Below are 26,169 nucleotides of genomic sequence, written 5' to 3'. Positions count from 1 at the left end.
GGCACGGGATTTCGCCCGCACGAGTAAGGTATGGAGTAGATATGGGCGTGTTTTCCAGGTTTCGTCGCGATCGTCATGTGCCGAAGGAGGCGAGCCGCTCGTCCGAGAAGGCACCGTCCGCACAGGACGCCCAGGTCACGGCCGACGCCATGACGGCGGAGGCCGTGTCCGGGAAAGGCGACGGGGCTGAGACCGCGCGGAGCGGGAAGGAGAACCCGGCGGGTGAAGGCGCCGGGATCCCCAGGCAGCAGTCCGCCGCCGAGGCGGCCGACAGTGAGACCGGTGAGAGCGCCCGCACATAGGCAGCCGACGAGGGTAGGTGGCACATGGGCCTGATGGACAATCTCAAGGCCAAGGCCGGTCAGATGAAGGGCAAGGCCGGCAGCCTTGCGCAGCAGCACGAGGCCAGGATCGAGCGGGGCCTGGAGAAGGCGGCCAAGACGGTCGACACCAGGACCAAGGGCAAGTACAGCGCCAAGATCGAGACTGGCAGGGGCAAGGCGAAGGGCGCTCTCAACCGCCTCTCGCACATGGACGAGGACAAGCCCAAGCGCAAGCGCGACGAATAAGGCCGGCCAGGCCAGGACGGCGCCCAGAACGGGGGCGGGCGACGCCGGGCCCCGACCGGCCGGCCCCGCCGGTACGCGGCCGTGGAGCGGACGCTCCACGGCCGCGAGCGGTCTATGAAGACCAGCTCGCCACGAAATACCCCACGCCGTACGGCGCTTCGTCATACCGCAACTCCCCCTTCAGGGGCGCCCCCTCGGCCGCCCCCGCGAGCACCTGCAGCGGCGCGCGGCCCGCCGCCTTGAGCTCGTACGCCAACTCCTCGTCGAGCGCGGCCAGCGCCCCGGTGTCGGCGGCCGCCAGCGCCCGCGCCACCTCGGCGTCGAACGGGGCCGCCCGCTCGTCGAGATAGCCCGGCGCCTTCAGCGTGCGGCATGCGGTGCCGTCGCCCATCACCAGCAACGCGATCCGCTCCGCCCGCCCGGCGAGCTCCCTTCCAACTTCAATACACCGCTCGGCCGCGAGAGGTTCCCCCACACCCAGCCCCTCGACGGGCACCGCCGGGTCCCACCCCGCGTGCTCCAGCAGCCAGGCGGCGACCGCCAGCGACAGTGGCAGCGAAGGCGGGGGCGAGGGGCTCCGCCCCGCGGCATCGTCGCCGCCGGACGCCCCGTCCGCCGCCGGCGCCGCCAGCCGCACATCCAGCTCCACGCCGAAGCCGCGGAACGATCCGGACGCGCCCTGCGCATGCGGTCCGCGCCCGGCAGGCTCGGCCGGCCCCACCACGATCAGGCACTCCGGACGCGCCGCCGCGAGGGCGCGGACGGCCTCGGCGCATGCCGCGCGCAGCCCTTCCAGCTCGGGAGCGGCTCCGGCGGCGACCTCGGGCACCAGCAGCGGCGGACACGGGCAGACGGCGGCGGCGATCAGCATGATCGTCAGCCTAGCCGTGCGCTCAGTCGCAGCCGCAGCCCGCGGCGGGCGCGGCCGGCAGCGGCGGCGGGGCGCCCACCGTCGGCAGGCCCAGCATCACACCCGCGGGCTTCTTCTCCCCGGCTGCGTTCCGCCGCTCCCAGGCGTCTCCGGCGCGGGTGCGCCGCACGCCCCGGGCCGGGCCCTCGGCCAGCAGATGGTGCGGAGCGGCGTAGGTGATGTCGACGGTGACGACGTCGCCGGGGCGCACCGGCTCCTCGGGGCGCGCGAAGTGCACCAGGCGGTTGTCGGCGGCACGGCCGGACAACCGCCGCGTGGCGTCGTCCTTACGGCCTTCGCCCTCGGCGACCAGCACCTCCAGCGTGCGGCCGACCTGCTTCTTGTTCTCTTCCCAGGAGATCTCCTCCTGGAGGGCGACCAGCCGCTCGTAGCGCTCCTGGACGACCGCCTTGGGCACCTGGCCCTCCATCTCGGCGGCGGGCGTCCCGGGCCGCTTGGAGTACTGGAAGGTGAACGCCTGGGCGAAGCGTGCCTCGCGCACCACGTGCAGCGTCTGCTCGAAGTCCTCCTCCGTCTCACCGGGGAAGCCGACGATGATGTCGGTGGAGATGGCGGCGTCCGGCATCGCGGCGCGCACCTTCTCGATGATGCCGAGGTAGCGCTCCTGCCGGTACGAGCGGCGCATCGCCTTGAGCACCGTGTCCGAGCCGGACTGCAGCGGCATGTGCAGCTGCGGCATCACGTTCTCCGTCTCCGCCATGGCGGAGATCACGTCGTCGGTGAAGTCCCGCGGATGCGGCGAGGTGAACCGGACCCGCTCCAGGCCCTCGACCTTCCCGCAGGCGCGCAGCAGCTTGCTGAACGCCTCGCGGTCGCCGATGTCGGAGCCGTACGCGTTCACGTTCTGGCCGAGCAGGGTGATCTCGGTGACGCCCTCGGCCACCAGCGTCTCCACCTCGGCGAGGATGTCGCCGGGGCGGCGGTCCTTCTCCTTGCCGCGCAGCGCCGGGACGATGCAGAAGGTGCAGGTGTTGTTGCAGCCGACCGAGATGGAGACCCACGCGGCGTACGCGGACTCGCGCCGCGTCGGAAGGGTGGAGGGGAAGGCTTCCAGGGACTCGGCGATCTCGACCTGGGCTTCCTCCTGGACGCGGGCGCGCTCCAGCAGCACCGGCAGACTGCCGATGTTGTGGGTGCCGAAGACCACATCGACCCAGGGGGCCTTCTTGACGATGGTGTCGCGGTCCTTCTGGGCCAGACAGCCGCCGACGGCGATCTGCATGCCCGGCCGCCGCGCCTTGATCGGTGCGAGTCGGCCGAGGTTGCCGTAGAGGCGGTTGTCGGCGTTCTCCCGCACCGCGCAGGTGTTGAAGACGACGATGTCGGCCTCGCCCTCACCGGTGCCCTCCGGCGCGCGGACAAAGCCCGCCTCTTCCAGTAGGCCCGAGAGCCGCTCGGAGTCGTGGACATTCATCTGGCACCCGTAGGTGCGGATCTCGTAGCTCTTGGTCGCTTGAACGTCCACTGCCGGGCTCCGGTCGCTGCTGATGGTCACGCATCAAGGGTAGGCGCTCACAGAAGCCCCCCTGCCTGGCGGTGGACCGGGCACCCCGCGGCACACTGTGTTCCATGACACGGAACAGCTCCCAGGGCAACATGCTCGACAAGGCAGTGGCGGTCCTCGACTGCTTCCGGCCCGACGGCGGCGCGTTCCGTCTCACAGAACTGTCCGCGCGTACGGGGCTGGCCAAGACCACCGTGTTCCGGCTCTGCGCCGATCTGGTCCGTCTCGGCCTGCTCGAACGTGACGCCGAGACCTATCGGCTCGGAGGCGCTCTGTTCGAGCTGGGCTCACTCGTCCCGCGCCGACGCGACCTGCGAGAGGCCGCGCTGCCGTTTCTGCAGGACCTCTTCGAGGCCACCCACGAGACCGTGCACCTCGGGGTCCGCGAGGGCCACGAGGTGGTCTATGTCGAGCGCATCCACGGCCACGACGCCCTCCGGCTGCCGTCCCGCATCGGCGGCCGGCTGCCCCTGACCTGCACCGGCGTCGGTAAGGCGCTTCTGGCGTTCTCGGGCTCCGAGCTGGTCGAGGACGTCCTGGCCGCGTCCCTGCCCCGCCTCACCCCCCACTCGATCATCGATCCTGACCGGCTGCGCACGGCCATCGAGCAGGCCCAGGTCGCGGGTCTGGCCTACGAGGAGGAAGAGGCGGCTTCGGGGGTCAGCTGCATCGCCGCTCCCGTCTTCGACGGACCGACCGCGGTGGCGGCGCTGTCGGTGGCCGTACCCCGCAGCCGTTTCCGGCCCGCGCAGCTGGCGCCGGCCGTCCGGACCGCGGCCCTGGGGCTGTCGAGGGCCCTGCGGTCCGGCACGTGACCGAGTGCCCGGGGCGCCGATGTGGTGGTCCGCCGGGACTACGAGGTGGGCGGGATCCGCGGCTCGCCCCTCCCCTCCCGGGAGCGGGGCTGGCAGGATCCTCGCCATGGCCGTCACCCTTCCGCGCCTGGACCGGCGCCGTGCCCTGCAGTCCGCCGCCGCGGGCCTCGTCGCCCTCGGGCTGCTGCTGTGGTGGCTGCTGGCGATGGGCGGCGGTCCCTCGCCCAGCGGCCGGGTGACCTTCGCGACCGGGGTCTCCACCGGGGTCTACGACACCTATGGCCGGATGCTCGAGCGGGACCTCGCCCGGGACCTCCCCGATGTCGATGTGCGGCTGGAACAGACCAGGGGGTCCCCGGACAACGTCCAACGGCTGGCCCGGGGCAGGGCCACCTTCGCCATCGCCGCCACCGACGCCGTCGCCGCCTACCAGGGGGAGGGAGCCGGGCGGCTGCGGGCCTGCGCCCGGCTGTACGACGACTACATGCAGCTCGTCGTGCCTAGGGGCTCGTCGGTGCGATCGGCCCGCGACCTGAAGCATCTACGGGTGGGCGTGGGAGACGACGGCTCGGGCGTGCAGCTGATCACCCGGGCGCTGATCAAGGCCGCCGGGCTCGACTTCGACCGGGACATCCGGGCAGAGCGGGTCGGCATCGACACCATGCCGAAGCTGCTACGGCAGGGCAAGCTCGACGCCTTCTTCTGGTCGGGCGGGCTGCCGACCACCGCGGTGCGCACCCTGGCCCACGCCTACCCGATCCGGCTCGTCCAGCTCGGCGACCTCACCGGCCCGCTGCACCGGCAGGGCGGGGTGACGCGCTACTACCGGGCGGCCACCGTGCCCGCCGACGCATACGAGGAGATACGCAGGCCGGAGCCGGTCAAGACGATCGCGGTACCGAACCTCCTGGTCACCACGGACCGGGTGGACCCCGATCTGGCGGAGGGCGTCACCCGTACGGTGATAGAGAACCGGGACCGCATCGGGGCGAAGGTGCACGCCGCCCAGAAGGTGGACCTGCGGACCGCCGTCTTCACCGATCCGCTCGCCCTCCACAAGGGCGCGGCGCGCTATTACCGCTCGGTCAAGCCGTAGCCGGGCTACGTCCGAGGTCGGCCGAACCGGCCGAGGCCCCGCTGGAAGGTCCGGCAGGATCCTCATATGACAATGAAGAACGGCAGGCGGTGGAACAACAACATCCACTACCACCCCCGTATCCTCAGCGCGGTTCCCGACGGCGCCCAGCGCGCCCTCGATGTCGGCTGTGGCGAGGGCATGCTCGCCCGCGAACTCCGGCAGGCCGTGCCGCACGTCACCGCCATCGACCTCGACGCGGCCAGCGTCGATCTGGGCCGCGCGTACCGGGACGATGTCGACTACATCCTCGGCGACTTCCTGAGCCATCCCTTCGAGCCCGCCTCGTTCGACGTCATCGCGTCGGTGGCCGCCCTGCACCATATGGACGGCGCCACCGGGCTGGCCCGCATGCGGGACCTGCTGCGGCCCGGCGGTGTCCTGGCCGTCGTCGGCCTCGCCCGTAACACCCTGCCCAAAGACCTGCCGCACGTCCTCGCCGGTGTGGCCGTCGGCAGCGTCCACCGCGCCATGAAAGGGCTGTGGCACCACCCGTCGCCCATCGTGTGGCCACCGCCGGTGACGTACCCGGAGATGCGGGCGATGGCCGCCGAGATCCTGCCCGGCTCGCAGTACCGCCGTCATCTCCTGTGGCGTTACAGCATCATCTGGCGCAAGCCGCAGAGCTGAGCAACGGTGTCTCTCCGCCGCCCGTCCTTACGGTCTTCCGCACGTCCTTACGGCCTTCACGTTCTCACCGGGCCCGGTCCCTTCACATGCTCACCGGGTCCGGTGCGCGGGACGGTGATGGTCACGCGCAGCCCGCGGGGCTCGTTGGGGGCGTAGTCGATCGTGCCCCCGCCCGCCGCGAGCAGGGCGCGGGTGATGGACAGCCCCAGGCCCGAGCCCGAGATGTTCTGGTGGCGGCTGCTGCGCCAGAAGCGGTCGCCGACCCGGGCGAGTTCGTCCTCGGTGAGGCCCGGGCCGCCGTCGGCGACGACGATCGCGACGGTGTCGCCGTCCGTGCGCGCCGAGACCTCCACATGCGCCCCCTCGGGCGTGAACTTCAGGGCGTTGTCGACGACGGCGTCCAGCGCGCTGGACAGGGCCACCGGGTCGGCCCAGCCGGTGATCGCCGCGGGGCCGGTGTAGGCGAGCCCGACCTCCTCCCGCTCGGCCACCAGAAGCCAGGCGTCCACCCGGTCGGCCGCCAGCTCCGCGATATCGGTGAGCCGCAGATCGGCGGCGGAGTGCTCGGCCAGGGCGAGGTCGAGCAGATCGTCCAGGACGCTGGCCAAACGCTTGCCCTCCGCGCGCACCGAGGCGATCTCCTCATGGCCGTCCGGCAGGTCGAGCGCCAGCAGCTCGATGCGCAGCAACAGCGCGGAGAGCGGATTGCGCAGCTGGTGGGAGGCGTCGGCGACGAACGCCCGCTGCTGCTCCAGGACTTGTTCGACGTTGTCGGCCATCTCGTTGAACGAGCGGGCGAGCCGCCGCAGTTCCGGGGGCCCCGAGGCGGCCGCGACACGCGACTGCATCCGCCCGGTCGCGATGTCGTGGGTTGCGGTGTCCAGGACGCGCACGGGCCGCAGCACCCATCCGGTCAGCCGGAAGGCGGCCCCCACGGCCAGCAGCATGGCGGCGCCTTCGCCCGCGCCGATGACCAGCCAGCCGTGCAGGGTCCGCGACCGCATCTGGCCGGTGGGCGAGTCGGTGACGACGACGGCCACCACGTCCCCGTCGCGGACGACGGGGGAGGCGACGGTGAGCCTGCCCCGCTGCCAGGGCCATACCTGGGGCGGATCGTGGCTGCGGCGCCCGGCGAGGGCCTCGTCGAAGGCCCGGGCGCTCTCGCCCGTGTCCGGCAGCCGCCAACTGCCGGGCGCCTCGGCCATGGGCGGCGCGTCCCGGTCCCGGTAGAAGACCCCGGCCCGGATGCCGTACAGGTCGTGGTAGCGCTTCAGCTCCGCGCGCAGGGTGTTCAGCCGCTCGCCCCCTCGGCGCCGGCCGCCCCCGTCGGCCCGGCGGTGACGAACTGGGCGAGCGCGGCGAAGCGCGCGGTGTCGTCGATCCGGTCGACGACCACCCGCTGCTGCTCCCGGGCGGCCACGCTCCCGGCGAGCGGGAAGCCGAGCGCGAGCAGCACGCCCGCCATAAGGACGATGAGAAGCGGGAGGAGTCGGGTGCGCACCTTAAGGAGCCCCGGTCGCTCAGCGGGCCGGGGCGACGAGGCGGTAGCCCACCCCGCGCACGGTCTCGATCAGGGCGGGCATCCGCAGTTTGGAGCGCAGGGAGGCGACATGGACCTCCAGGGTGCGCCCCGTCCCCTCCCAACTGGTGCGCCAGACCTCGCTGATGATCTGCTCCCGGCGGAAGACGACACCGGGGCGCTGGGCGAGCAGTGCGAGCAGATCGAACTCCTTACGGGTGAGCGAGACGGTCGTGCCGTTGACCGAGACCTGGCGGGTGGGCAGTTCGATCGTCACCGGGCCGAGCCGCAGCGGCGGATGGGGGCCGTCCGGGCCCTCGTCGGCGCCATGGCCCGTGTCCTGGGGGGCGGTGCGGCGGCTGACGGCGTGGATGCGGGCGAGCAGCTCCATGGTGTCGTACGGCTTGACCACATAGTCGTCGGCGCCGAGGTTGAGCCCGTGTATGCGCGAGCGCACATCAGCGCGCGCGGTCACCATGATCACGGGGGTGGCGGTGCGCTTGCGGATCTTGCCGCACACCTCGAAACCGTCCTGGTCGGGCAGGCCGAGGTCGAGGAGTACGACGCCGAAGGGGGCGCCGGAGTCGGGCAGCAGCGCCTGCAGCGCCTCCTCGCCGCTGCGGGCGTGGGTGACCTCGAAACCGTGCCGGGAGAGGATGGCGGACAGGGCCGCGGCGACGTGGTTGTCGTCCTCGACGAGCAGCAGTCTCACCAGCCCCTCCGCCACCTTCCCGTACCAGCGGAGACGCGCCCCGTACGCGCCCCCGTCACCATGGCTTCGAATACGGCCACGAACATGGCCACAGGGCATCCACTCCGATCGAGGGGCACCCGTCAAGACGCATTCGGTCACACACCGGTTTCCGTTATGCAGCCGGTACAGCCCGCGTCGTCTCGTTCACGCAGCGTGTCACGCCGCAGCCATATCGTTATCCTCAATTTCAGCTCAGATGTAATGACGCTGGTCGCGGCCGGTCACTACTGTCCTCCCAACCGAGGAGGACGGAGCGAGACGCCGATGAGCGAAGTATCGGTGACCAAGGACGCCGCACCGGTGGCGGACGCGTTGGTTGCGCTGTCAGGGGTCAACAAGCACTTCGGCGCGCTGCATGTGCTCCAGGACATCGACCTGACCATCAGCCGGGGCGAAGTGGTCGTCGTCATCGGGCCGTCCGGGTCCGGGAAGTCGACGCTGTGCCGCACGGTCAACCGGCTGGAGACGATCGACGCCGGGTCCATCACGATCGACGGCAAGCCGCTGCCCCAGGAGGGCAAGGAGCTCGCCCGGCTGCGCGCCGACGTCGGCATGGTCTTCCAGTCCTTCAACCTCTTCGCGCACAAGACGGTGCTCGAGAACGTGATGCTGGGCCAGGTCAAGGTCCGTAAGACGGACAAGAAGGCCGCCGAGGAGAAGGCCCGCACGCTGCTCGACCGGGTGGGCGTCGGTGCCCAGGCGGACAAGTACCCCGCCCAGCTCTCCGGCGGCCAGCAGCAGCGCGTGGCGATCGCGCGCGCCCTGGCCATGGACCCGAAGGTGATGCTCTTCGACGAGCCGACCTCGGCGCTGGACCCGGAGATGATCAACGAGGTGCTGGAGGTCATGCAGCAGCTCGCCAGGGACGGCATGACGATGGTCGTCGTCACGCACGAGATGGGCTTCGCCCGCTCCGCCGCGAACCGGGTGGTCTTCATGGCCGACGGCCGGATCGTCGAAGAGGCCGAGCCGGAGCAGTTCTTCAGCAACCCCCGCAGCGACCGGGCCAAGGACTTCCTGTCGAAGATCCTTCACCACTGAGTCCACGCCGGCCCGGCAGACCGCCGGCACGTTCGCCACTGCGTATCTGGACCACGTACTGAACACAGAGGGATGGGCACCATGAGGATTCGTAAGACGGCCGCGGCGGCCACGGTGGTTCTCGCGCTGGCCGCGACGGCGACCGCCTGTGGCGGCGAGAAGGGCACCGCCGGGGACAAGCCGAAGGGCGGCGAGGTCTACAGCGGCGACTACACGGTCGCGAAGGACGTGAAGATCGACTCGTCGACCCTGAAGGCGGCGCAGAAGCGCGGCAAGATCGTCATCGGCGCCAAGGCCGACCAGCCCTTCCTCGGGTTCCAGGACACCGAGGGCAAGCGCTCCGGCTTCGACATCGAGATCGCCAAGATGGTCGCCGCGGACCTCGGCTTCTCCGCGGACAAGATCACCTTCAAGACGGTGGACTCCAACGTCCGCGAGACCTCGATCTCCAAGGGCCAGGTCGACTACTACGTCGGCACGTACACCATCAACGACGAGCGCAAGAAGCAGGTCGGCTTCGCGGGCCCGTACTACCAGGCCGGTGCCGACCTGCTGGTCCGCGCGGAGGACAAGGGCAAGATCACCGGCCCGGACAGCATCAAGGGCAAGAAGGTCTGCTCCATCGTCGGCTCCACCCCGCTCCAGGAGATCAAGAAGCCGAAGTACGGCGCCAAGACCACCGAGCTGAGCAAGTACTCGCTCTGCGTCAAGCAGCTCCTCGACGGCCAGGTCGACGCGGTCACCACCGACGACGCGATCCTCAAGGGTTACGCCGCCCAGCGCTCGACCAAGCTGCACGTGGTCGGCAAGCCGTTCACCGAGGAGCCGTACGGCATCGGCATGAACAAGAACGACAAGGCGCTCCGCGACGCGATCAGCGACTCGCTCGAGAAGCACATCAAGAACGGCGACTACAAGAAGGCGTACGAAGGCACGCTCGGCAAGTCCGGCTCCTCCTACGTCGCCCCGAAGACCCCCCTGCCCCGCTACTGAGCAGGATTCCCCGTTCGCCTGGAAGCCGGTGCGCTCCGCACGCCGCTGACCTGACCGCTACCGCGGAGAATCGATGAACGTACTCCTCGATCATTTGCCCCAGTTCCGTGAGGGGTTCCTGGGAACCCTCTCCATCACGGCGGCCAGTGCGGCGCTGGCTCTCGTCCTGGGCATTGTCATAGCCGGCTTCCGGGTGTCGCCCATACCGCCGCTGCGGGCGTTCGGGACGGCCTGGGTCACCCTGCTGCGCAACACCCCGCTGACCCTGCTGTTCCTGATCGCGTTCTTCGTGATCCCGCAGATCTTCTTCCCCGGAACGAGCCCGTTCGTTCTCGCCATGGGGGCGCTGGGCTGCTACACGTCGTCCTTCGTCTGCGAGGCCGTGCGGTCCGGTATCAACACCGTGCCGCTCGGCCAGGCGGAGGCCGCCCGCAGCCTGGGGATGACCTTCTTCCAGACCCTCCGGCTGATCGTGTTCCCCCAGGCCACCCGGTCCGTGATTCCCCCCATGAGCAGCATCTTCATCGCGCTCACCAAGAACTCGGCCATCGCCGGGGCGTTCAGCAACACCGAGCTGTTCAATGTCTCGAAGCTGCTGAGCGACAAGGGCTTCGCGATCGGCTGGATCTTCCTGTGGATCGCGCTGTGCTATCTGGTCATCACCTTCGCCATCAGCGGTCTCTTCCGACTGCTGGAGAGCCGCCTGGAGGTGGCCCGATGAGCTCGAGCGTCCTGTACGACGCCCCCGGCCCCAAGGCCCGCGTCCGGAACCGCATCTACTCCGTCGTCGGCGGCCTGGCCGTCCTCGGGCTGATCGTCTTCGCCGTGGTGCGGCTGAACGACAAGGGTCAGTTCGCGCCCGAGATGTGGGACATCTTCAACTACGCGGGCGTACGGACCAGCATCCGCGACGGTGTGGTCACCACCTTGAAGGTGTTCGCGGTCGCGGCGGTCCTCTCGCTGGCCCTCGGCGTCCTGCTCGCCGTCGGCCGGCTCTCGGACCACAAGGCCGTCCGCTGGTTCGCGACCGGTTTCATCGAGCTGTTCCGGGCCGTCCCGCTGCTGATCACCATCTACGTGCTGTGGGTGCTCTTCCTGACCTACCGGTCGGACCTGGGGCTCAGCGGTGACAACACCGGCTTCTGGGCGCTGGTCATCGGACTGACCGTCTACAACGGCTCGGTCCAGGCCGAGGTGTTGCGGGCGGGCATCAACTCGGTGCCCAGGGGCCAGCGCGAGGCCGCCTACGCCCTGGGCATGCGCAAGACCCAGGTCATGTTGACGGTCCTGGTGCCGCAGGCCGTACGGGCGATGCTGCCGACCATCATCAGCCAGCTGGTGGTGACGCTGAAGGACACCTCCCTCGGCTATGTCATCACCTACCAGGAGCTGCTGTTCCAGCTTCAGCAGCTGGCCGGGAACATCGTCGTCAACGACGACAACCCCTACGTTCCGGTGATCATCGTCGGCGGCGCCATCTACATCGCGATGTGTCTGGCCCTCTCCGCCCTCGCCACCTGGATCGAGCGGCGCGGCCGGCGCGCCAAGACCGGCATCCGGGTCGCGGACGCGGGCCAGCCGCTGGCGGCCACCGACGCGCTCGACGTCGTCGACCACTCCACGGTCTCCGCCCCGGACGCGCCCACCGGCAAGACGAACTGAGGGGCCGTCCGGGGGGCCGGGCGGACGAGCGACCGGGCGACCGGGCGGAGGTCCGTCCGAGGGGCCGGGCGGACGAGTGAAACCCTTACCAGGGCGGTGGCGCACGCGCCACCGCCCTTCGTCGCTTGACGCGGGCAGCGGCAGTGGGTTGCATGCTTTCTGTGATCGCTCACCGGGTTTCAACTGCCAATTTCCGTACGTCACGTACGACCCGCAGGGCCACAGGAACCGCACCGTGGACCCGGTGATCGTCGCCGGGGCGGGCCCGGTCGGCCTCACCCTGGCCCTCGCCCTGGCGCGCCTCGAGGTGCCCGTCATCCTGCTGGACGAGTCCACGGGCGGTGACGAGAGCCGACTGGCCCGCACCGTCGTGCTGCGCCCGGACGCCGCCGCCCTGCTGGAGCGGCTGGGCTGCCGGGTCACCGCCCGGACGCGGCCGTGGACCGGATGGCGCACGATGCGGCGGCGGCAGCTGGTACGGCAGGTGGCCCTCACGCCCGGCAGCCTCTTCGGCGGCGGGCGCGGCACCGGCGGTCCCTTCCGCGGCGAGCGTGGCGGCGGCTGGGACGGCGGCCTTACGGAGGCCATGGACTCCCCCGGCGCTGACGGGCCGGAGGACGAGGCGGCACCGGCGCCGACGGCCTCACCGGTGCATCTGCCCCAGCATGAGCTCACCCGGGCGCTGCGGGGCTCATTGGCCGCCATCGGCGACGAGGACCTCGTCCGCATCGTCTCCGGAAGCCGGATCGACAGCCTGGAGCAGGACGACCACGGGGTCGGGGTGCGCACCCGGGGCGCCCAGGCCACCTGGTGGCGGGGCAGCTATCTGGTGGGCTGCGACGGGCCGCGCTCCACCGTCCGCAAGCTCCTGGGCGTGCGCTTCCCGGGCCGTACGGCCGTGGAGCGGCACGCCGTCGCGGCGCTGCGCGCCGAACTCCCCTGGCCCGGCGAGGCCGTGCTGCACCGCTCCCCGCCCTGGCGCAGCATCGACGCGGAGGTGACCGCACGGCCGCTGCCGCACAGCCTGTGGCGGGTCGACTGGCTGCTGCCGCCCGGCCGCGATCTCGTCACCCCCGATGCCCTGCTGGTGCGGGTGCGCGACACCCTCACGGGGTGGTGCGGGGATTCTGAGCCCCCCTACGAGCTGCTGGACACCGGCGTGCACACCGTGCACCACCGGCTCGCGTTGCGCTGGCGCGTGGGGCGTGCCTTCCTGGCCGGGGACGCCGCCCATCTGCTGGGCGCTCTCGGCACCCAGGGGCTCGAAGAGGGGCTGCGGGACGTCGACAACCTCGCCTGGAAGCTGTCCCTGGCCTGGCACCACGGGGCCTCGGAGGCTCTGCTGGACAGCTATCAGGCGGAGCGGCGCGGAGCCGTGGGGGCCCGGCTGCGCGCGGCGGACCAGGCGCTGCCGCTGGTGCGGGCGGCCGGCGGCTGGCACGCGGTGCGGCGCACCGTGCGGCCCGGCGGGGCACGCGGGCACGACGCGCTGCTCACCGACGGTCACCTCGGACAGGGTCCGCTGGGCGCGCCGCCGGTCTACGACCGTTCGCCACTGGCCCCGGCGGCGGCGCCGGATGGCTCGATCACGGTGGGCACGCCGCCCGGGGCGCCGGTCGCCGATGTGCCGGTGACCGCGCCGGACGGCTCGGTCGTACGGCTGCGGGAGCGGCTCGGCCGGGAGTTGCTGGTCGTGCTGGTCGCCCCCGGCACCGGGGTGTGGGACCGCCGCCACTGGATGCGCGCCGGGCTGATGCCGAGGCTCGCGGCGGCCGTCGCGGCGCTGCCCATGCGCACCGAGCTGCTGGTCGCCGAGGCGTATCCGGGAGCCCCGGCGCACACCGTGCTGCTGGTGCGGCCGGACGGCCATCTCGCCGCGGCGCTGTCCGGGGTGCGGCCGAGCGCGCTGTACGCGTGCGCGGACGCGGCCCGGGGCGGGAACGCGGCCAGGGGCCTACCGGCGGAGGCGAGCGCGCGGCGGTAGTGCGGGATCGACCAACGACGCCGCACCGGGGTCGCGCTCGGGCGTGCGGCTTGCGTCCGGGCGTGCGGTCCGTGTCAAGGCGTGCGTGGTCCGGGCGCGAGCCGGTGAGGTTGACCTTCCTTTCCGGCGCATGATTCACTTCACAGCGTGACTGACACCTGCTTGCCTCGCTTCTGGCGGAGGGTCCATCTGGACCTGGTCCGCTACGCGGGCTGTGTCTGTCGTCCGTCCTGTTGATCCGTTTCTTTCCCGCGCGGTGCGGCCGCGCCTCTTTCGCGATCACCCAGGACGGTTCTCTGTGCCCGACGTACGCACTTCCACCCCCGGTCCCGTGCGCCCTTCCACGGACGTCATCACGGACCCGGCATCCGGCCCGGCCGCTCCGCCCAGCGCCGCGGAACTGCTCGACTTCGCTCGCCGGACCGCCGCCGACGCCGAACTCGTCGCCTCGCTTCCGCTCGATCCGGAGGGCCGCACCTGGCTGCGCCTCGACGGGCCGGGCGGCAGCGAAGCCTGGCTGATCGGCTGGCCTCCGGGCACCGGCACCGGCTGGCACGACCACGGCGGCTCCCATGGCGCCTTCGTCGCGGCGGCGGGTGAGCTCAACGAGCAGTCACTCACCGCGCGTCTCCCCACCGAGGGCTGGAAGACCCTTGAGCTGGCCGACGATGTGGACCGCGAGCGGCGGCTGCCCGCCGGGCAGGGCCGGGCCTTCGGACCGCATCATGTGCATGAGGTGATCAATCCGTCCGACACCGAGCATGCGGTGTCGGTGCACGCCTACTATCCGCCGCTGCCGCTCATGCGGCGCTACAGCCGCACCGGTCTTACGCTGCGGCTGGAGCAGGTCGAGCGGCCCGAGGAGTGGGGATAGACACGATGGGCACGACCAAGCGGAGCGTGGACGAGCTGCTGGCCGAGGCCCGCGAGGAACTCGACCGGCTGGAGCCCCTGGATGCCGCGGCGGCGCAGGTCCAGGGCGCGTTGCTGGTGGACATACGGTATGCGGCGCTCCGGGAGCGCGACGGCACCATCCCGGGGGCGCTGATCGTCGAGCGGAACGAGCTGGAATGGCGGCTCGACCCGCAGTGCGACCACCGGCTGCCCGAGGCCACCCATCACGATCTGCGGGTCGTGGTGGTGTGCAACGAGGGCTACGCGTCCAGCTTCGCCGCCGTCTCGCTGCGTCAGCTGGGCCTGGAGCGGGCGACCGATCTCATCGGCGGCTTCCAGGCATGGCGCGCGGCGGGCCTCCCCGTGCGCTAGCGCCACCGGGCCCGGGGGCCGCACGTCTCGGGTGCCGCACTCGGGTATTGCACTCGGGGGGCACCCGTCTTAAGGGTCGGGCGTCTGCCGCGCGGCCGCACATCGCTCGTTCTCGGTAACCGGCTTCACCGGATTGGCCCCAGGGCCCGTCACAGCCCACAGCCCCGCCGCGGCAGAGCCGCTGGGGCTCAGAGGTCAGGAATGTGGTGCTCCAGGAGCTCCGAGTCCTCTCCCTCCTCCTCCAGTGCGCGCCGCACCACCCGCAGCGCCAGCCCCTCGGAGTAGCCCTTGCGGGCCAGCATCCCGGCGAGGCGGCGGATCCGCTTCTCCCGGTCGAGGCCACGGGTGGCCCTCAGCTTGCGCTCGACCAGCTCCTGCGCCGTCCGCTCCTCCTGCTCGGCGTCGAGCTGTCCCACGGCGTCGTCGATCAGGGCGGAGTCCACGCCCTTGGTGCGCAGCTCACGGGCGAGCGCCCGCCGGGCGAGCCCACGGCTGTGATGCCGGGACTCCACCCATGCCTCGGCGAACGCCGCGTCGTCGATCAGGCCGACGCCCTCGAACCGGGACAGCACCTCCTGCGCCGCGTCATCGGGGATGCCCCGGGTGCGCAGCGCGTCCGCGAGCTGCTTACGGGTGCGTGGGGTCCCGGTGAGCAGGCGCAGGCAGATCGCCCGCGCCTGCTCCTCCGGGCCGGGCGGCGGCCCCTGCTCGGCCCTCGACAAGGAGGGGGCGCCGCTGTCCGGACGGTCCGGGCGCTCCGGACGGCCTGGGCCGTCCGGCCATTCGGTCCGCCGTGTCATGGATCAGCTCTTGGCCGCGGCGGCCTTGGCCGCCTTCGCCCCGGTCTTGGCCGCCGGGGCGGCCACGGCCTTAGCCGGCGCGGCGTCGGTCACGCCCGCGGCACCAGCCGCGTCCGCGGTGGGTGCCGCGGCCGCCGGGTCCTGGGGCTTGACTCCGATGCCGAGCTTTTCCTTGATCTTCCTCTCGATCTCATTGGCGAGATCGGGATTGTCCTTCAGGAAGTTGCGGGCGTTCTCCTTGCCCTGGCCGAGCTGGTCGCCCTCGTAGGTGTACCAGGCGCCGGACTTGCGGACGAAGCCGTGCTCGACGCCCATGTCGATCAGGCCGCCTTCGCGGCTGATGCCCTGGCCGTAGAGGATGTCGAACTCGGCCTGCTTGAAGGGCGGCGCGACCTTGTTCTTGACGACCTTGACGCGGGTGCGGTTGCCGACCGCGTCGGTGCCGTCCTTGAGGGTCTCGATGCGGCGGATGTCGATGCGCACCGACGCGTAGAACTTCAGCGCCCGGCCACCGGTCGTGGTCTCCGGCGAGCCGAACATCACGCCGATCTTCTCGCGGAGCTGGTTGATGAAGATCGCGGTGGTCTTGGACTGGTTGAGCGCGCTGGTGATCTTGCGGAGCGCCTGGCTCATCAGCCGGGCCTGGAGGCCGACGTGGGAGTCGCCCATCTCGCCCTCGATCTCCGCGCGCGGCACCAGGGCGGCGACGGAGTCGATGACGATGAGGTCGAGGGCGCCGGAGCGGACCAGCATGTCCACGATCTCGAGCGCCTGCTCGCCGTTGTCCGGCTGGGAGAGGATCAGTGAGTCGGTGTCCACGCCCAGCTTCTGCGCGTAGTCCGGGTCGAGGGCGTGCTCGGCGTCCACGAAGGCGACGGTGCCGCCGGCCCGCTGGGCATTGGCCACCGCGTGCAGGGTCAGGGTCGTCTTACCGGAGGACTCGGGGCCGTAGACCTCGACCACCCGGCCGCGCGGCAGACCGCCGACGCCGAGGGCGACGTCGAGAGCGGTCGACCCGGTGGGGATGACCTCGATCGGCTCGTTCGGCCGATCGCCCATGCGCATCACGGCGCCCTTGCCGAATTGCCGTTCAATCTGTGCGAGCGCGGCGTCGAGCGCCTTCTCGCGGTCGGTTCCTGCCATGGGTCCCACCCGGTTTGCTTGAGTCGATCGCTTCACGTCCATGACGCTAGCGCCTGCCACTGACAAGCGGCCCTGACGTCCCCGGCCTGTGGATAACCTGTCGGGCCTCCATCAGAATGGATGTTCGATTTTTATGTCAACTACGCCGCGCCAACGCGGCGCGCATCCGCGCGAGGGCCGACATGCCGCGCCGCCGCGTGCGCCCGTGCACCCGCAGATCGTCGGCCACGTCATACCGCTTGATGTACGCGCCGAGGAACGCCTGCAGCGTCGCGGTCGCCGGAATCGCGATCAGCGCGCCCACCGCGCCCAGCAGCGCGGTGCCCGCTATCACCGATCCGAAGGAGACGGCCGGGTGGATGTCCACCGTCCTGGCGGTGATCCTCGGCTGCAACAGATAGTTCTCGAACTGCTGGTAGATCACGACGAAGACCAGGACCCACAGCGCGTACCAGGGGTCGATGGTGAACGCGATCAGCATCGGCAGGGCCCCGGCCAAATAGGTGCCGATGGTCGGGATGAACTGCGAGATCAGCCCCACCCAGACGGCGAGCGCCGGGGCGTAGGGCACGCCCAGGGCCTCCAGCAGGATGTAGTGGGCGACACCGGAGATCAGAGCCATCAGCCCGCGGGAGTAGATGTAGCCGCCGGTCTTGGCGACCGCGATCTCCCAGGCGCGCAACACCTCGACCTGCCGGGTCGGCGGCAGCACCGAGCACAGGGCGCGGCGCAGCCGGGGCCCGTCGGCGGCGAAGTAGAAGGCGAACAGGGTCACCGTCAGTGTCTTGAACAACCCGCCGAGCACCTGTGCGGAGACGTCCAGCACATTGTCGGCGCTGTTCTTGACGTAGCTCTGCAGCCAGTCGGAGTGCACCAGGCTGTCCTGGATCTCCAGACGCGACAGATGGGTGTGGAACGTGTCGTTGATCCACCTGACCACGTTGTCGAGGTACTGCGGGAAGTCCTGGACCATGGTGATGATCTGATCGGCGAGCATCGAGCCGAGCAGGGTGAAGAAGCCCGCGGTGCCGATGAGGATCGCGAGAAAGACCAGCCCCGTGGCCAGCCCCCGGCGCATACCGCGGGCGGCCATCCGGTCCACGGCCGGTTCGATCGCGAGCGCCAGGAAGAACGCGATCAGGATGTTCAACAGCAGCCCGGTCAGCTGATCGAAGGCCCAGGTCGCAAGGCGGTAACAGGCCACCAGCGCGAGTGCGAGCACCATGGCGCGCGGCAGCCAGCGCGGCATGCGCGCGGCGGGTTGCGGGGAGTCCGAGGAGGCCCGAGCGGCGCTCGGGGTGTCGTCGGCGTCGGAGGAGAGGGTCTCTTCGGTCGGGGCCACGGAGCAAGTGTGGCGTACACCGGACGAAGAAATCCGGCCACCCCGGGAAGCTGGTGCACCCGGGGCAGCCAGGGGCCGCTCAGCGCCTGCTGTCGGGGATCTCCATCGCGGCGCAGACTGCGCGCCAGACGTCCTTGGCCTCCCAGCCGTCCGTCAGTGCCTCGTGCACCGTCCGGCCGCCGAGTTGCGACATCACATGATCGCGCGCGAAGGAGTCGGCGTACGCCGCGCCGAAGTGGTCCGCCATTCGCTGCCAGAAGTCCGTCAACCGCATGTGCCCAGTATCGCGCTCCCGGGGGTGCACCCAGGCGTGAGCCCCCTACCGACCGTGTCTCGCGGCCTACGGTCTGTCCATGGATCGATCCGCAAGCCTCCCCTCCTCGCCCTCCCTCCCCACGCCCGGGTCCGCCGAGCCGGCGCAGCCGGCCGAGTCCTCCGCGCTCTCCCGCGCCGAGCGGTTCGTCTGGCTGACGGCCCGCGTGCTGGAGCAGCGCAGATTCGCTTATCACTTCCTGGCCGGCGGCGCCGAGGCGGTCGAGACCGCGCTGGCCGCGTATCTGGGGACCGACGGGGGCTACGGCCATGCGCTGGAGCCGGATCTGCGCGGCCCGGTGAGCCAGCCGCTGCATGCCGTGCACGCCTTACGGGTGCTCGACGGGATCGGGCGCTGCGGCGGGCAGCGGGTGGAGCGCCTGTGCCGCTATCTGACGTCCGTGTCCACCCCGGACGGCGCACTGCCCGCCTGCCACCCCTCGTTGCGCGGCTATCCGGCGGCCCCCTGGGTCCCGTCGGCGGACGATCCGCGCAGTGATCTGCTGACCACCGGGCCGGTAGTGGGGCTGCTGCACCGTAACGAGGTGTGGCATGCGTGGCTCTTCCGGGCCACGGACTTCTGCTGGGCGGCGGTCGCCGCCCTGGGGGAGGGCGGCGCGACGAGGCGTCCGTACGAGGTCGCGGCGGCCGTCGCCTTCCTCGACGGGGCGCCGGACCGGGCACGCGCCGAGGCGGCGGCCGAGCGGCTCGGCCGCCGGGTGCGGGAGGAGTGGCTGATCGGGCCGCCGGCGGCCCCCGAGCGCACCGAGGACCGTCCCCTGTCGCCGGGGCAGGGCCCCGGTGAGCCCTTCCAGGTGCACGACATCGCCCGTACGCCCGGCTCGCTGGCGCGCCGGTGGTTCACCGACGCCGAGGTGGAGCGGTCCCTGGACGTGCTCGTGGCCGCGCAGCAGGAGGACGGCGGCTGGCCGCCGCACCGGCGCCCATGGACACCTGGCGCCACGCTGGAGTGGCGGTCGGTGGCGACCGTCGAGGCGCTGCTGACGCTGCGGGCCTACGGACGGCGGATCTGAGCGGGGGCGTCCGCGGCGGTCACAGGGCCCGGACACCGGCCGTGACGACGACGGCCACGGCGACCACCACCAGGAAGGGGGCGCGGAGCACCAGCGCGAGCGCCGCCGCCCCCACCCCGGCCGCCCTCGCGTCCAGGAGGAGATGCTGGCCGTCGCTGAAGGTCTGCTGGGCGGTGAGGGCGGCGAGCAGGGCCACGGGCAGCAGCGCGGCCAGACGCCTGACGAGCGGGCGCTCCAGGACTCCGGCGGGCACCGAGAGGCCCAGCAGCTTGACGAGATAGCAGCCCGCCGCGGTGACGCCGATGGCGATCCAGATGGTCATCGGCGCTCACCGGGCTCCGTGCCGCGCGTCATGCGCCCGTGCACCGTAAGGACTGCGGGGGCGGCGAGCGCCGCCACCAGGACCGGGACCCCGGCGGGCAGCACCGGCTGGCACAGGAGCACCAGCAGGACGCCGAGACCGGCCACGGCCCGTTCGACGGTGCCGCTGAGCATGGGGGCCAGCAGGGCGAGGAAGACGGCGGGCCCGGCGGCGTCCAGGCCCCAGGCGTCGGTGTCGCCGAGCGCGGACGCCCCCAGGGCACCGATCAGCGTGGTGAGGTTCCACAGGACGTACAGCGTCAGCCCGGTGATGGTGAACCCGAGACGCGCGGTGCGCCGGTCGGGCTGGGCGAGGGCGACGGCGGAGGTCTCGTCGATGACCCAGTGGGCCGCCAGGGGGCGCACCGCGCGCGGCAGCCCGAGGAGTCCGGACAGCCGCAGCCCGTAGAAGGCGTTGCGTGCTCCGAGGAAGAACGCCCCGGCGGCGGCGGTGAACGGATTGCCGCCCGCCGCCAGCGCGCCCACGAGGGCGAACTGCGATGCCCCGGTGAAGACGAGCAGGCTGAGCGCGCAGGTCTGCAGCAGGCCGAGTCCGGCGCCCGCCGACGTCACCCCGAAGGCGAAGCCGGAGAGCCCCACGGCGACACCGACGCCCAGGGCGTCGCGGACAACGGCCGAGTCCGCCGGAGGTGCGGGGGGATCGGTTCGCATCTCTATCTGTTCTGACACACCGCGCACGTTAGGAGAGCGCTTCAGGTCCGGTCTTGTACGTTCTTGCGCGCTCCCGCTGGTAAGCGCCCGGTGGCACCCCCACGATGCGGGTGAAGTGGCGGTTCAGATGGGACTGGTCGGTGAAGCCGACGGTGACGGCCGCCTCGGCGGGCGCGGTCCCGGCGTCCAGCAGCCACCGGGCCCGGCGGACCCGGGCGTCGGTGAGCCAGGTGTGCGGCGGCATCCCGTAGACCGTACGGAAGGCACGCAGCAGGGCGAAGGGACCGGTCTCCAGCTCGGCCGCCAGCCGTTCCAGGGACGGCGGGTCGGTCATGCGCTCCTGGAGGATCGCGCGGGCGCGCGCCGCCCCTCGCGCACCCGCGGTGCGCGCCGTGCGCTCGGGGAGCGGGCCGCCATGGTCGCGCAGCAGCCGGGCGAGGGCGATGCGCAGCAGGCTGTCGGCGGCCAGCGCGTTGCCCTCCTCGGCGGCCCGGTGCACCGCGGTGACCAGCCGCGCGCCCTGGGGGTCGTCGACGGAGGGGGTCCGGAATCCGGCCGTGCCACGGAGCGTGGTCGTCTCGGCGGCGACACCGGCGACCAGGTCCGCGGCCGGGTACAGCACGCTGTACGCCCACCCCTCGGGCGCCCCCGCCCGTCCGGTGTGCGGTACCTCCGGGTTGATGAGCGCGAGCCCGCCGGGCCCGGTGCGCTCGACGGCGCCGCGGTGGTGGAACTCCTCGACGCCCTCGGTGATCGCGGCGATCACGAAGGACTCATGGGTGTGCCACACGAAGGTCTTGTGGATGTAGCGGGCCCGCAGCAGATCGACGCCCGGAAGCTGGGGGTACCGCCAGTGCCGCGCGCTCTCCCCGTTTCCCATGGCACCATTGTGCGCCCCGCCCGGGCCCCGCTGACCTGCGACTCCGTCCATTGTCAGTGGTCAGGTGCACGATGGAGGGCATGGCAGGCTCGGCGCTCGACGCATTCTCCCCGGCCACCCGCGGGTGGTTCACGGGCGCCTTCACCGCGCCCACGCCCGCGCAGGAGGGCGCGTGGCGGGCGATCGGCGAGGGCTCGGACGTCCTGGTGGTCGCCCCCACCGGCTCGGGCAAGACCCTGGCCGCCTTCCTGGCGGCCCTGGACAGGCTGGCCGGTGAGCCGCCGCCCGCCGAGGCGAAGAAGCGCTGCCGGGTGCTGTACGTCTCCCCGCTGAAGGCCCTGGCGGTGGATGTCGAGCGCAATCTCCGCAGCCCACTGACCGGCATCCGCCAGGAGTCGGTGCGGCTGGGCAGGCCCGAGCCGGAGATCCGGGTGGGCACCCGCTCGGGCGACACCCCGGCCGCCGAGCGCCGCGCTCTGGCCTCCCGCCCGCCGGACATCCTCATCACCACCCCCGAGTCGCTGTTCCTGATGCTCACCTCCGCCACCCGAGAGGCGCTGCGCGGGGTGGAGACCGTGATCCTCGACGAGGTCCACGCCGTCGCGGGGACGAAGCGGGGCGCCCATCTCGCGCTGTCCCTGGAGCGCCTCGACGAGCTGCTCGATCACCCCGCCCGGCGCATCGGGCTGTCCGCGACCGTGCGGCCGGTGGACGAGGTGGCGCGGTTCCTGTCGCCGCGGCGCAAGGTGGAGATCGTCCAGCCGCCGTCGGGCAAGGAGTTCGACCTGTCGGTGGTCGTGCCCGTGGAGGATCTCGGCGAGTTGGGCGGCTCCCCCGCCCAGGAGGGCGAGACGGGCGAGCGGCCGTCGATCTGGCCCCATGTGGAGGAGCGGATCACCGATCTCGTCCAGGCCCATCGCTCCACCATCGTCTTCGCCAACTCCCGCCGCCTGGCCGAGCGGCTGTGCAACCGGCTGAACGAGATCGCCTACGAGCGGGCCACCGGTGAGGCCCTGCCCGAGGACCACTCCCCCGCCGAGCTGATGGCGGAGGCCGGTGCGGCCCGCGGCGCGCCCCCGCTGCTGGCCCGCGCGCACCACGGCTCGGTGTCCAAGGAGCAGCGGGCGCTGGTCGAGGAGGACCTCAAGGCCGGCCGGCTGCCCGCCGTCGTCGCCACCTCCAGCCTCGAACTCGGCATCGACATGGGCGCGGTCGACCTGGTCGTCCAGGTCGAGTCACCGCCCTCGGTGGCCTCCGGTCTGCAGCGGGTGGGCCGGGCCGGCCACCAGGTGGGCGCGGTCTCCACCGGCGTCGTCTTCCCGAAGTACCGCGGGGATCTGGTGCAGGCCGCGGTGGTCACCGAGCGCATGCGCGAGGGGGCCATCGAATCGCTGCGGGTGCCCGCCAACCCGCTGGACGTGCTCGCCCAGCAGCTGATCGCCATCACCGCCATGGACACCTGGGACGTGGACGAGCTCCTGGCCCTGATCCGCCGAGCCGCGCCGTTCGCCTCGCTCCCGGAGTCGGCGTACACCTCGGTCCTCGACATGCTCGCGGGCCGCTACCCCTCCGACGCCTTCGCGGAGTTGCGGCCGCGCCTGGTGTGGGACCGCGTCGCCCATACGGTCACGGGCCGCCCCGGGGCGCAGCGGCTCGCGGTGACCTCCGGCGGCACCATCCCCGACCGCGGGCTCTTCGGCGTCTTCCTGGCGGGCGCCGACCCCAAGAAGGGCGGCGGCAGGGTCGGCGAGCTCGACGAGGAGATGGTCTACGAGTCGCGGGTGGGCGATGTGTTCACCCTGGGCACCACCTCATGGCGGATCGAGGACATCACCCGCGACCGGGTCCTGGTCTCCCCCGCCCCCGGCGTCCCCGGCCGGCTGCCGTTCTGGAAGGGCGACCAGCTCGGCCGCCCCCTGGAACTGGGCCGCGCCCTGGGCGCGTTCCTGCGCGAAGTCGGCGCGCTGCAGCCCGAGGACGCCCGCCTGCGGCTGCTGGCCGCCGGTCTGGACGCCTGGGCCGTCGAGAACGTCATCGGGTATCTCGACGAGCAGCGCCGTGCCTGCGGGCATGTGCCGGACGACCGCACGATCGTGGTGGAGCGGTTCCGCGACGAGCTGGGCGACTGGCGGGTGGTGGTCCACTCCCCCTTCGGCGCGCAGGTCCACGCCCCGTGGGCGCTCGCCCTGGGCTCCCGTCTGTCCGAGCGGTACGGCATCGACGCCCAGGTCATGCACGCCGACGACGGCATCGTGCTGCGGCTGCCCGACGCCGATCTGATGAGTCTCGACCTCCTCGACGCCGACCCGATGCGCCAGGGCGTGGAGTACGACACCGATCAGTCCCCGGTGGGCGCGGCCGATGTCGCGTTCGACAAGGGCGAGATCAACCAGATCGTCACCGACCAGGTCGGCGGATCGGCGCTGTTCGCCTCCCGGTTCCGCGAATGCGCCGCCCGCGCGCTGCTGCTGCCCCGCCGCGACCCCGGCAAGCGCACCCCGCTGTGGCAGCAGCGCCAGCGCGCCGCGCAGCTCCTCCAGGTGGCGAGCGAGTTCGGTTCCTTCCCGATCGTCCTCGAAGCCGTCCGCGAATGCCTCCAGGACGTCTTCGACGTCCCCGGCCTCACCGAGCTGATGGGCGACATCGAGGCCCGCCGGGTCCGGCTGGTGGAGGTGACCACCCCCGAGCCGTCCCCCTTCGCCCGCTCGCTGCTCTTCGGCTATGTGGCGCAGTTCCTCTACGAGGGCGACTCCCCGCTCGCCGAGCGCCGCGCCGCCGCCCTCTCCCTCGACGCGCGGCTGCTGGCCGAGCTCCTGGGCCAGGCCGAGCTGCGCGAGCTGCTCGACGCCGACGTCCTGGCCGAGCTGGAGCACGAGCTGCAGTGGCTCACCGAGGACCGCCGGATCAAGGACGCCGAGGGCGTCGCCGACGTCCTGCGGCTGCTCGGCCCGCTCACCGCCGCCGAGCTGGCCGAGCGCGGTGCAGAGCCCGGATGGGCCGAGCACCTGGCCGGGGCCCGGCGCGCCATCCGGGTCCGGATCGCGGGCGAGGACCACTGGGCCGCGGTGGAGGACGCGGGGCGGCTGCGGGACGCCCTCGGCACGGCGCTGCCGGTCGGCGTCCCCGAGGCGTTCACCGAACCGGTCAAGGACCCCCTGGGCGATCTGCTGGCCCGCTATGCCCGCACCCACGGCCCGTTCACCTCGACTCAGGCCGCCGCCCGCTTCGGCCTCGGCGTGGCCGTCACGGAGGGCGCCCTGCACCGCCTGGCCGCCGACGGCCGCGTCGTCCAGGGCGAATTCCATCCCTCGGGCATCGGCCAGGAATGGTGCGACGCCACCGTGCTGCGCCGGCTGCGGCGCCGCTCCCTGGCCGCGCTGCGCCATGAGCTGGAGCCCGTACCGCCCTCGGCGCTCGCCGCCTTCCTCCCGCAATGGCAGCATCTGGGCACCCACAGCCTGCGCGGTATCGACGGGCTGGTGCGCGCGATCGAGCAGCTCCAGGGCGCCCCCGTGCCCGCCTCCGCCCTGGAGAAGCTGGTCCTGCCGTCCCGGGTGAGCGATTACGCGCCCACGATGCTCGACGAGCTCGCCGCCTCCGGGGAGGTCGTCTGGGCCGGGGCCGGAGCGCTGCCGGGGAAGGACGGCTGGGTCACCCTGCACCTGGCCGACACCGCCCCGCTGCTGCTGCACACCCCGCACCCCCTTGAGGCGGGCCCCCTCCACCAGGCCGTCCTCGACTCACTGGCCGGGGGGTACGGGCTGTTCTTCCGCCAGATCGCCGAGCAGGTCCGCGCCGCCGGGCACGAGTTCCAGGACCCCGAGCTCGCCGATGCCCTGTGGGACCTGGTCTGGTCCGGCCGGGTCACCGGTGACACCCTCACCCCGCTGCGTTCCCTGCTGGGCTCGGGCCGTACGGCGGGCTCCACCGCCCACCGTGCCAAGCGCACGGTCCCCCGGGGGCGCTACGGCGGCCTTACGGGCCGCACCGGCCGGCCCACGGCGTCGCGCAACGGCCCGCCCACCGTCGCCGGTCGCTGGTCCCTGCTGCCGGAGCGCGAGCCCGAGCCCACCCACCGCGCCCACGCCCTGGCCCGCACCCTGCTCGACCGGCACGGCGTGGTCACCCGCGGGGCGGTTGCCGCCGAGGGGGTCGAGGGCGGCTTCTCCGCCGCCTATCGGGTGCTGTCCGCGTTCGAGGAGACCGGCCAGGCGCGCCGCGGCTATGTGGTCGAGGGTCTCGGCGCCGCACAGTTCGCGATGGACGGCGCGGTGGACCGGCTGCGCGCGGTCAGCACGGCCCGCGACCGCACGGCGACCCCCGCCTTCGACGGACAGCGGGGGCAGTCCCGGCGCGCCTTCGTGCTCGCCTCGGCCGACCCCGCCAATGCCTACGGCGCCGCGCTCCCCTGGCCCGATCCGCCCGCGGACGCGGGCCACCGGCCGGGCCGTAAGGCGGGAGCGATGGTGGTGCTCGTCGACGGAGAGCTCGCGCTCTATATGGAGCGGGGCGGCAAGACCCTGCTCGCCTGGCCCTCGGGCGAGGCCGAGGCCGCCTCCCCCGAGGACGACGTCCGGCTGTGGACGGCGGTGGAGTCGCTGGCCGAGTCCGCCCGCGCGGGTGCGCTCGGCTCCGTCACCGTCGAGCGCGTCAACGGCGTCCAGGCGCTCTCGTCCCCGATCGGCAAGCTCCTGGAATCGGCGGGCTTCCACCCGACCCCGCGGGGCTTCCGGCTACGTCCCTGATCGCAAACGCCCCCGGCACCATGTAGCGCCCCTCGTGGCGCCCTTGATCCAACGGGGGCTCCGCACCGGACGAAGACT

General features: G+C 72.1%; 25 protein-coding genes and 1 pseudogene. 15 read left to right on the top strand and 11 right to left on the bottom strand.

The genetic code is table 11. The features are described from left to right. The first annotated feature begins 41 nt into the window (after positions 1-41). Together CGL27_RS34095 and CGL27_RS34090 are read left to right on the top strand one after the other, a co-directional pair. Positions 42-302: a hypothetical protein gene (locus CGL27_RS34095; RefSeq protein WP_078644171.1), complete on the top strand. Its 261-nt coding sequence runs from the start codon at positions 42-44 to the stop codon at positions 300-302. A 24-nt stretch (positions 303-326) separates the two neighbouring features. After that, the gene (locus CGL27_RS34090; RefSeq protein ID WP_078644170.1) at positions 327-569 is read left to right on the top strand and encodes an antitoxin; all 243 of its coding nucleotides are present in this window, start codon (positions 327-329) and stop codon (positions 567-569) included. A gap of 112 nt (positions 570-681) precedes the next feature. Here the strand turns inward: CGL27_RS34090 and CGL27_RS34085 are convergent, their stop codons facing one another. Both CGL27_RS34085 and miaB read right to left on the bottom strand, forming a co-directional pair. Continuing rightward, positions 682-1,440: a class III extradiol dioxygenase subunit B-like domain-containing protein gene (locus CGL27_RS34085; protein WP_119991709.1), complete on the bottom strand. Its 759-nt coding sequence runs from the start codon at positions 1,438-1,440 to the stop codon at positions 682-684. Between the two features lie 22 nt (positions 1,441-1,462). Further along, positions 1,463-2,914 carry a tRNA (N6-isopentenyl adenosine(37)-C2)-methylthiotransferase MiaB gene (gene miaB / locus CGL27_RS34080; protein WP_237299984.1) on the bottom strand — a complete coding sequence of 484 codons (1,452 nt, stop codon included), beginning with the start codon at positions 2,912-2,914 and terminating at the stop codon, positions 1,463-1,465. A gap of 182 nt (positions 2,915-3,096) precedes the next feature. On the opposite strand from miaB, the gene CGL27_RS34075 reads away from it, so the two are divergent. The 3 genes from CGL27_RS34075 (at position 3,097) to CGL27_RS34065 (ending at position 5,584) form a co-directional block, all read left to right on the top strand. Then, the gene (locus tag CGL27_RS34075) at positions 3,097-3,819 is read left to right on the top strand and encodes an IclR family transcriptional regulator (RefSeq protein WP_119994682.1); all 723 of its coding nucleotides are present in this window, start codon (positions 3,097-3,099) and stop codon (positions 3,817-3,819) included. A gap of 106 nt (positions 3,820-3,925) precedes the next feature. Continuing rightward, on the top strand, positions 3,926-4,915 hold the full coding sequence (locus CGL27_RS34070) for a TAXI family TRAP transporter solute-binding subunit (RefSeq protein ID WP_119991708.1): 990 nt from the start codon (positions 3,926-3,928) through the stop codon (positions 4,913-4,915). Positions 4,916-4,981: 66 nt separating this feature from the next. Beyond that, positions 4,982-5,584 carry a class I SAM-dependent methyltransferase gene (locus CGL27_RS34065; RefSeq protein WP_119991707.1) on the top strand — a complete coding sequence of 201 codons (603 nt, stop codon included), beginning with the start codon at positions 4,982-4,984 and terminating at the stop codon, positions 5,582-5,584. 56 nt (positions 5,585-5,640) lie between these two features. Here CGL27_RS34065 and CGL27_RS34060 read toward each other — a convergent pair. Beyond that, positions 5,641-7,085: pseudogene (locus CGL27_RS34060) on the bottom strand (HAMP domain-containing sensor histidine kinase). A 19-nt stretch (positions 7,086-7,104) separates the two neighbouring features. Beyond that, on the bottom strand, positions 7,105-7,815 hold the full coding sequence (locus tag CGL27_RS34055) for a response regulator transcription factor (protein ID WP_078647705.1): 711 nt from the start codon (positions 7,813-7,815) through the stop codon (positions 7,105-7,107). A 306-nt stretch (positions 7,816-8,121) separates the two neighbouring features. Here CGL27_RS34055 and CGL27_RS34050 point away from each other — a divergent pair, with 306 nt between their 5' ends. The 8 genes from CGL27_RS34050 (at position 8,122) to CGL27_RS34020 (ending at position 14,803) form a co-directional block, all read left to right on the top strand. Further along, complete coding sequence (locus tag CGL27_RS34050; RefSeq protein WP_078644159.1) at positions 8,122-8,898, top strand: amino acid ABC transporter ATP-binding protein; 777 nt, start codon at positions 8,122-8,124, stop codon at positions 8,896-8,898. Between the two features lie 81 nt (positions 8,899-8,979). After that, positions 8,980-9,891: a glutamate ABC transporter substrate-binding protein gene (locus tag CGL27_RS34045; protein WP_078647704.1), complete on the top strand. Its 912-nt coding sequence runs from the start codon at positions 8,980-8,982 to the stop codon at positions 9,889-9,891. 73 nt (positions 9,892-9,964) lie between these two features. Further along, on the top strand, positions 9,965-10,612 hold the full coding sequence (locus tag CGL27_RS34040) for an amino acid ABC transporter permease (protein ID WP_078644157.1): 648 nt from the start codon (positions 9,965-9,967) through the stop codon (positions 10,610-10,612). Continuing rightward, positions 10,609-11,553, top strand: coding sequence for an amino acid ABC transporter permease (locus CGL27_RS34035; RefSeq protein ID WP_078644156.1), 945 nt, complete (start codon positions 10,609-10,611; stop codon positions 11,551-11,553). The genes CGL27_RS34040 and CGL27_RS34035 overlap by 4 nt, the downstream gene beginning before the upstream one ends. Positions 11,554-11,788: 235 nt before the next feature. Further along, a complete protein-coding gene (locus tag CGL27_RS34030; RefSeq protein ID WP_119991706.1) occupies positions 11,789-13,537 on the top strand; it encodes an FAD-dependent monooxygenase in 1,749 nt (582 codons plus the stop codon). Positions 13,538-13,684: 147 nt separating this feature from the next. Next, on the top strand, positions 13,685-13,774 hold the full coding sequence (locus CGL27_RS53625) for a putative leader peptide (protein WP_309471148.1): 90 nt from the start codon (positions 13,685-13,687) through the stop codon (positions 13,772-13,774). Between the two features lie 94 nt (positions 13,775-13,868). After that, the gene (locus tag CGL27_RS34025) at positions 13,869-14,411 is read left to right on the top strand and encodes a cysteine dioxygenase (RefSeq protein WP_119994681.1); all 543 of its coding nucleotides are present in this window, start codon (positions 13,869-13,871) and stop codon (positions 14,409-14,411) included. A 5-nt stretch (positions 14,412-14,416) separates the two neighbouring features. Then, complete coding sequence (locus CGL27_RS34020) at positions 14,417-14,803, top strand: rhodanese-like domain-containing protein (protein ID WP_078644152.1); 387 nt, start codon at positions 14,417-14,419, stop codon at positions 14,801-14,803. A 188-nt stretch (positions 14,804-14,991) separates the two neighbouring features. Here CGL27_RS34020 and recX read toward each other — a convergent pair whose 3' ends face one another. The 4 genes from recX to CGL27_RS34000 form a co-directional block, all read right to left on the bottom strand. Beyond that, complete coding sequence (gene recX / locus CGL27_RS34015) at positions 14,992-15,603, bottom strand: recombination regulator RecX (RefSeq protein WP_078644151.1); 612 nt, start codon at positions 15,601-15,603, stop codon at positions 14,992-14,994. Between the two features lie 3 nt (positions 15,604-15,606). Then, positions 15,607-16,746, bottom strand: coding sequence for a recombinase RecA (gene recA / locus CGL27_RS34010; RefSeq protein ID WP_078644150.1), 1,140 nt, complete (start codon positions 16,744-16,746; stop codon positions 15,607-15,609). A 136-nt stretch (positions 16,747-16,882) separates the two neighbouring features. Beyond that, on the bottom strand, positions 16,883-18,088 hold the full coding sequence (locus CGL27_RS34005) for an AI-2E family transporter (RefSeq protein ID WP_119991705.1): 1,206 nt from the start codon (positions 18,086-18,088) through the stop codon (positions 16,883-16,885). 79 nt (positions 18,089-18,167) lie between these two features. Continuing rightward, the gene (locus CGL27_RS34000; RefSeq protein ID WP_078644148.1) at positions 18,168-18,362 is read right to left on the bottom strand and encodes a DUF3046 domain-containing protein; all 195 of its coding nucleotides are present in this window, start codon (positions 18,360-18,362) and stop codon (positions 18,168-18,170) included. A gap of 79 nt (positions 18,363-18,441) precedes the next feature. Between CGL27_RS34000 and CGL27_RS33995 the strand changes: the two genes are divergently transcribed. Continuing rightward, complete coding sequence (locus CGL27_RS33995) at positions 18,442-19,434, top strand: hypothetical protein (protein WP_119991704.1); 993 nt, start codon at positions 18,442-18,444, stop codon at positions 19,432-19,434. A 19-nt stretch (positions 19,435-19,453) separates the two neighbouring features. On the opposite strand, the gene CGL27_RS33990 is transcribed toward CGL27_RS33995, so the two are convergent. From CGL27_RS33990 to CGL27_RS33980, 3 genes are read right to left on the bottom strand one after another with little or no spacing between them, the layout of a single operon-like run. Next, positions 19,454-19,756: an AzlD domain-containing protein gene (locus CGL27_RS33990; protein ID WP_059146753.1), complete on the bottom strand. Its 303-nt coding sequence runs from the start codon at positions 19,754-19,756 to the stop codon at positions 19,454-19,456. Further along, on the bottom strand, positions 19,753-20,466 hold the full coding sequence (locus CGL27_RS33985; RefSeq protein WP_107439157.1) for an AzlC family ABC transporter permease: 714 nt from the start codon (positions 20,464-20,466) through the stop codon (positions 19,753-19,755). Before CGL27_RS33985 ends, CGL27_RS33990 begins: the two co-directional genes overlap by 4 nt. Positions 20,467-20,494: 28 nt before the next feature. Beyond that, entirely contained in the window at positions 20,495-21,346 is an 852-nt protein-coding gene (locus tag CGL27_RS33980) for an AraC family transcriptional regulator (RefSeq protein ID WP_119991703.1), read from the bottom strand. An 80-nt stretch (positions 21,347-21,426) separates the two neighbouring features. Here CGL27_RS33980 and CGL27_RS33975 point away from each other — a divergent pair, with 80 nt between their 5' ends. Beyond that, a complete protein-coding gene (locus CGL27_RS33975; protein WP_119994680.1) occupies positions 21,427-26,091 on the top strand; it encodes an ATP-dependent helicase in 4,665 nt (1,554 codons plus the stop codon). Positions 26,092-26,169: the final 78 nt, after the last annotated feature.

Origin of the sequence: Streptomyces sp. 11-1-2 (assembly GCF_003595545.1) — a bacterium.
Taxonomy (GTDB): domain Bacteria; phylum Actinomycetota; class Actinomycetes; order Streptomycetales; family Streptomycetaceae; genus Streptomyces; species Streptomyces hygroscopicus_B.
The sequence above is the reverse complement of the archived record's forward strand: the minus strand, read 5'-3'. Positions and strand labels throughout refer to the sequence as shown.

Coding starts and splice junctions, on each gene's coding strand:
- CGL27_RS34095 (WP_078644171.1), top strand. CDS start 42: ATGGGCGTGTTTTCCAGGTTTCGTCGCGATCGTCATGTGCCGAAGGAG.
- CGL27_RS34090 (WP_078644170.1), top strand. CDS start 327: ATGGGCCTGATGGACAATCTCAAGGCCAAGGCCGGTCAGATGAAGGGC.
- CGL27_RS34085 (WP_119991709.1), bottom strand. CDS start 1,440: ATGCTGATCGCCGCCGCCGTCTGCCCGTGTCCGCCGCTGCTGGTGCCC.
- miaB (WP_237299984.1), bottom strand. CDS start 2,914: ATGAATGTCCACGACTCCGAGCGGCTCTCGGGCCTACTGGAAGAGGCG.
- CGL27_RS34075 (WP_119994682.1), top strand. CDS start 3,097: ATGCTCGACAAGGCAGTGGCGGTCCTCGACTGCTTCCGGCCCGACGGC.
- CGL27_RS34070 (WP_119991708.1), top strand. CDS start 3,926: ATGGCCGTCACCCTTCCGCGCCTGGACCGGCGCCGTGCCCTGCAGTCC.
- CGL27_RS34065 (WP_119991707.1), top strand. CDS start 4,982: ATGACAATGAAGAACGGCAGGCGGTGGAACAACAACATCCACTACCAC.
- CGL27_RS34050 (WP_078644159.1), top strand. CDS start 8,122: ATGAGCGAAGTATCGGTGACCAAGGACGCCGCACCGGTGGCGGACGCG.
- CGL27_RS34045 (WP_078647704.1), top strand. CDS start 8,980: ATGAGGATTCGTAAGACGGCCGCGGCGGCCACGGTGGTTCTCGCGCTG.
- CGL27_RS34040 (WP_078644157.1), top strand. CDS start 9,965: ATGAACGTACTCCTCGATCATTTGCCCCAGTTCCGTGAGGGGTTCCTG.
- CGL27_RS34035 (WP_078644156.1), top strand. CDS start 10,609: ATGAGCTCGAGCGTCCTGTACGACGCCCCCGGCCCCAAGGCCCGCGTC.
- CGL27_RS34020 (WP_078644152.1), top strand. CDS start 14,417: ATGGGCACGACCAAGCGGAGCGTGGACGAGCTGCTGGCCGAGGCCCGC.
- recX (WP_078644151.1), bottom strand. CDS start 15,603: ATGACACGGCGGACCGAATGGCCGGACGGCCCAGGCCGTCCGGAGCGC.
- recA (WP_078644150.1), bottom strand. CDS start 16,746: ATGGCAGGAACCGACCGCGAGAAGGCGCTCGACGCCGCGCTCGCACAG.
- CGL27_RS34000 (WP_078644148.1), bottom strand. CDS start 18,362: ATGCGGTTGACGGACTTCTGGCAGCGAATGGCGGACCACTTCGGCGCG.
- CGL27_RS33995 (WP_119991704.1), top strand. CDS start 18,442: ATGGATCGATCCGCAAGCCTCCCCTCCTCGCCCTCCCTCCCCACGCCC.
- CGL27_RS33990 (WP_059146753.1), bottom strand. CDS start 19,756: ATGACCATCTGGATCGCCATCGGCGTCACCGCGGCGGGCTGCTATCTC.
- CGL27_RS33985 (WP_107439157.1), bottom strand. CDS start 20,466: ATGCGAACCGATCCCCCCGCACCTCCGGCGGACTCGGCCGTTGTCCGC.
- CGL27_RS33980 (WP_119991703.1), bottom strand. CDS start 21,346: ATGGGAAACGGGGAGAGCGCGCGGCACTGGCGGTACCCCCAGCTTCCG.
- CGL27_RS33975 (WP_119994680.1), top strand. CDS start 21,427: ATGGCAGGCTCGGCGCTCGACGCATTCTCCCCGGCCACCCGCGGGTGG.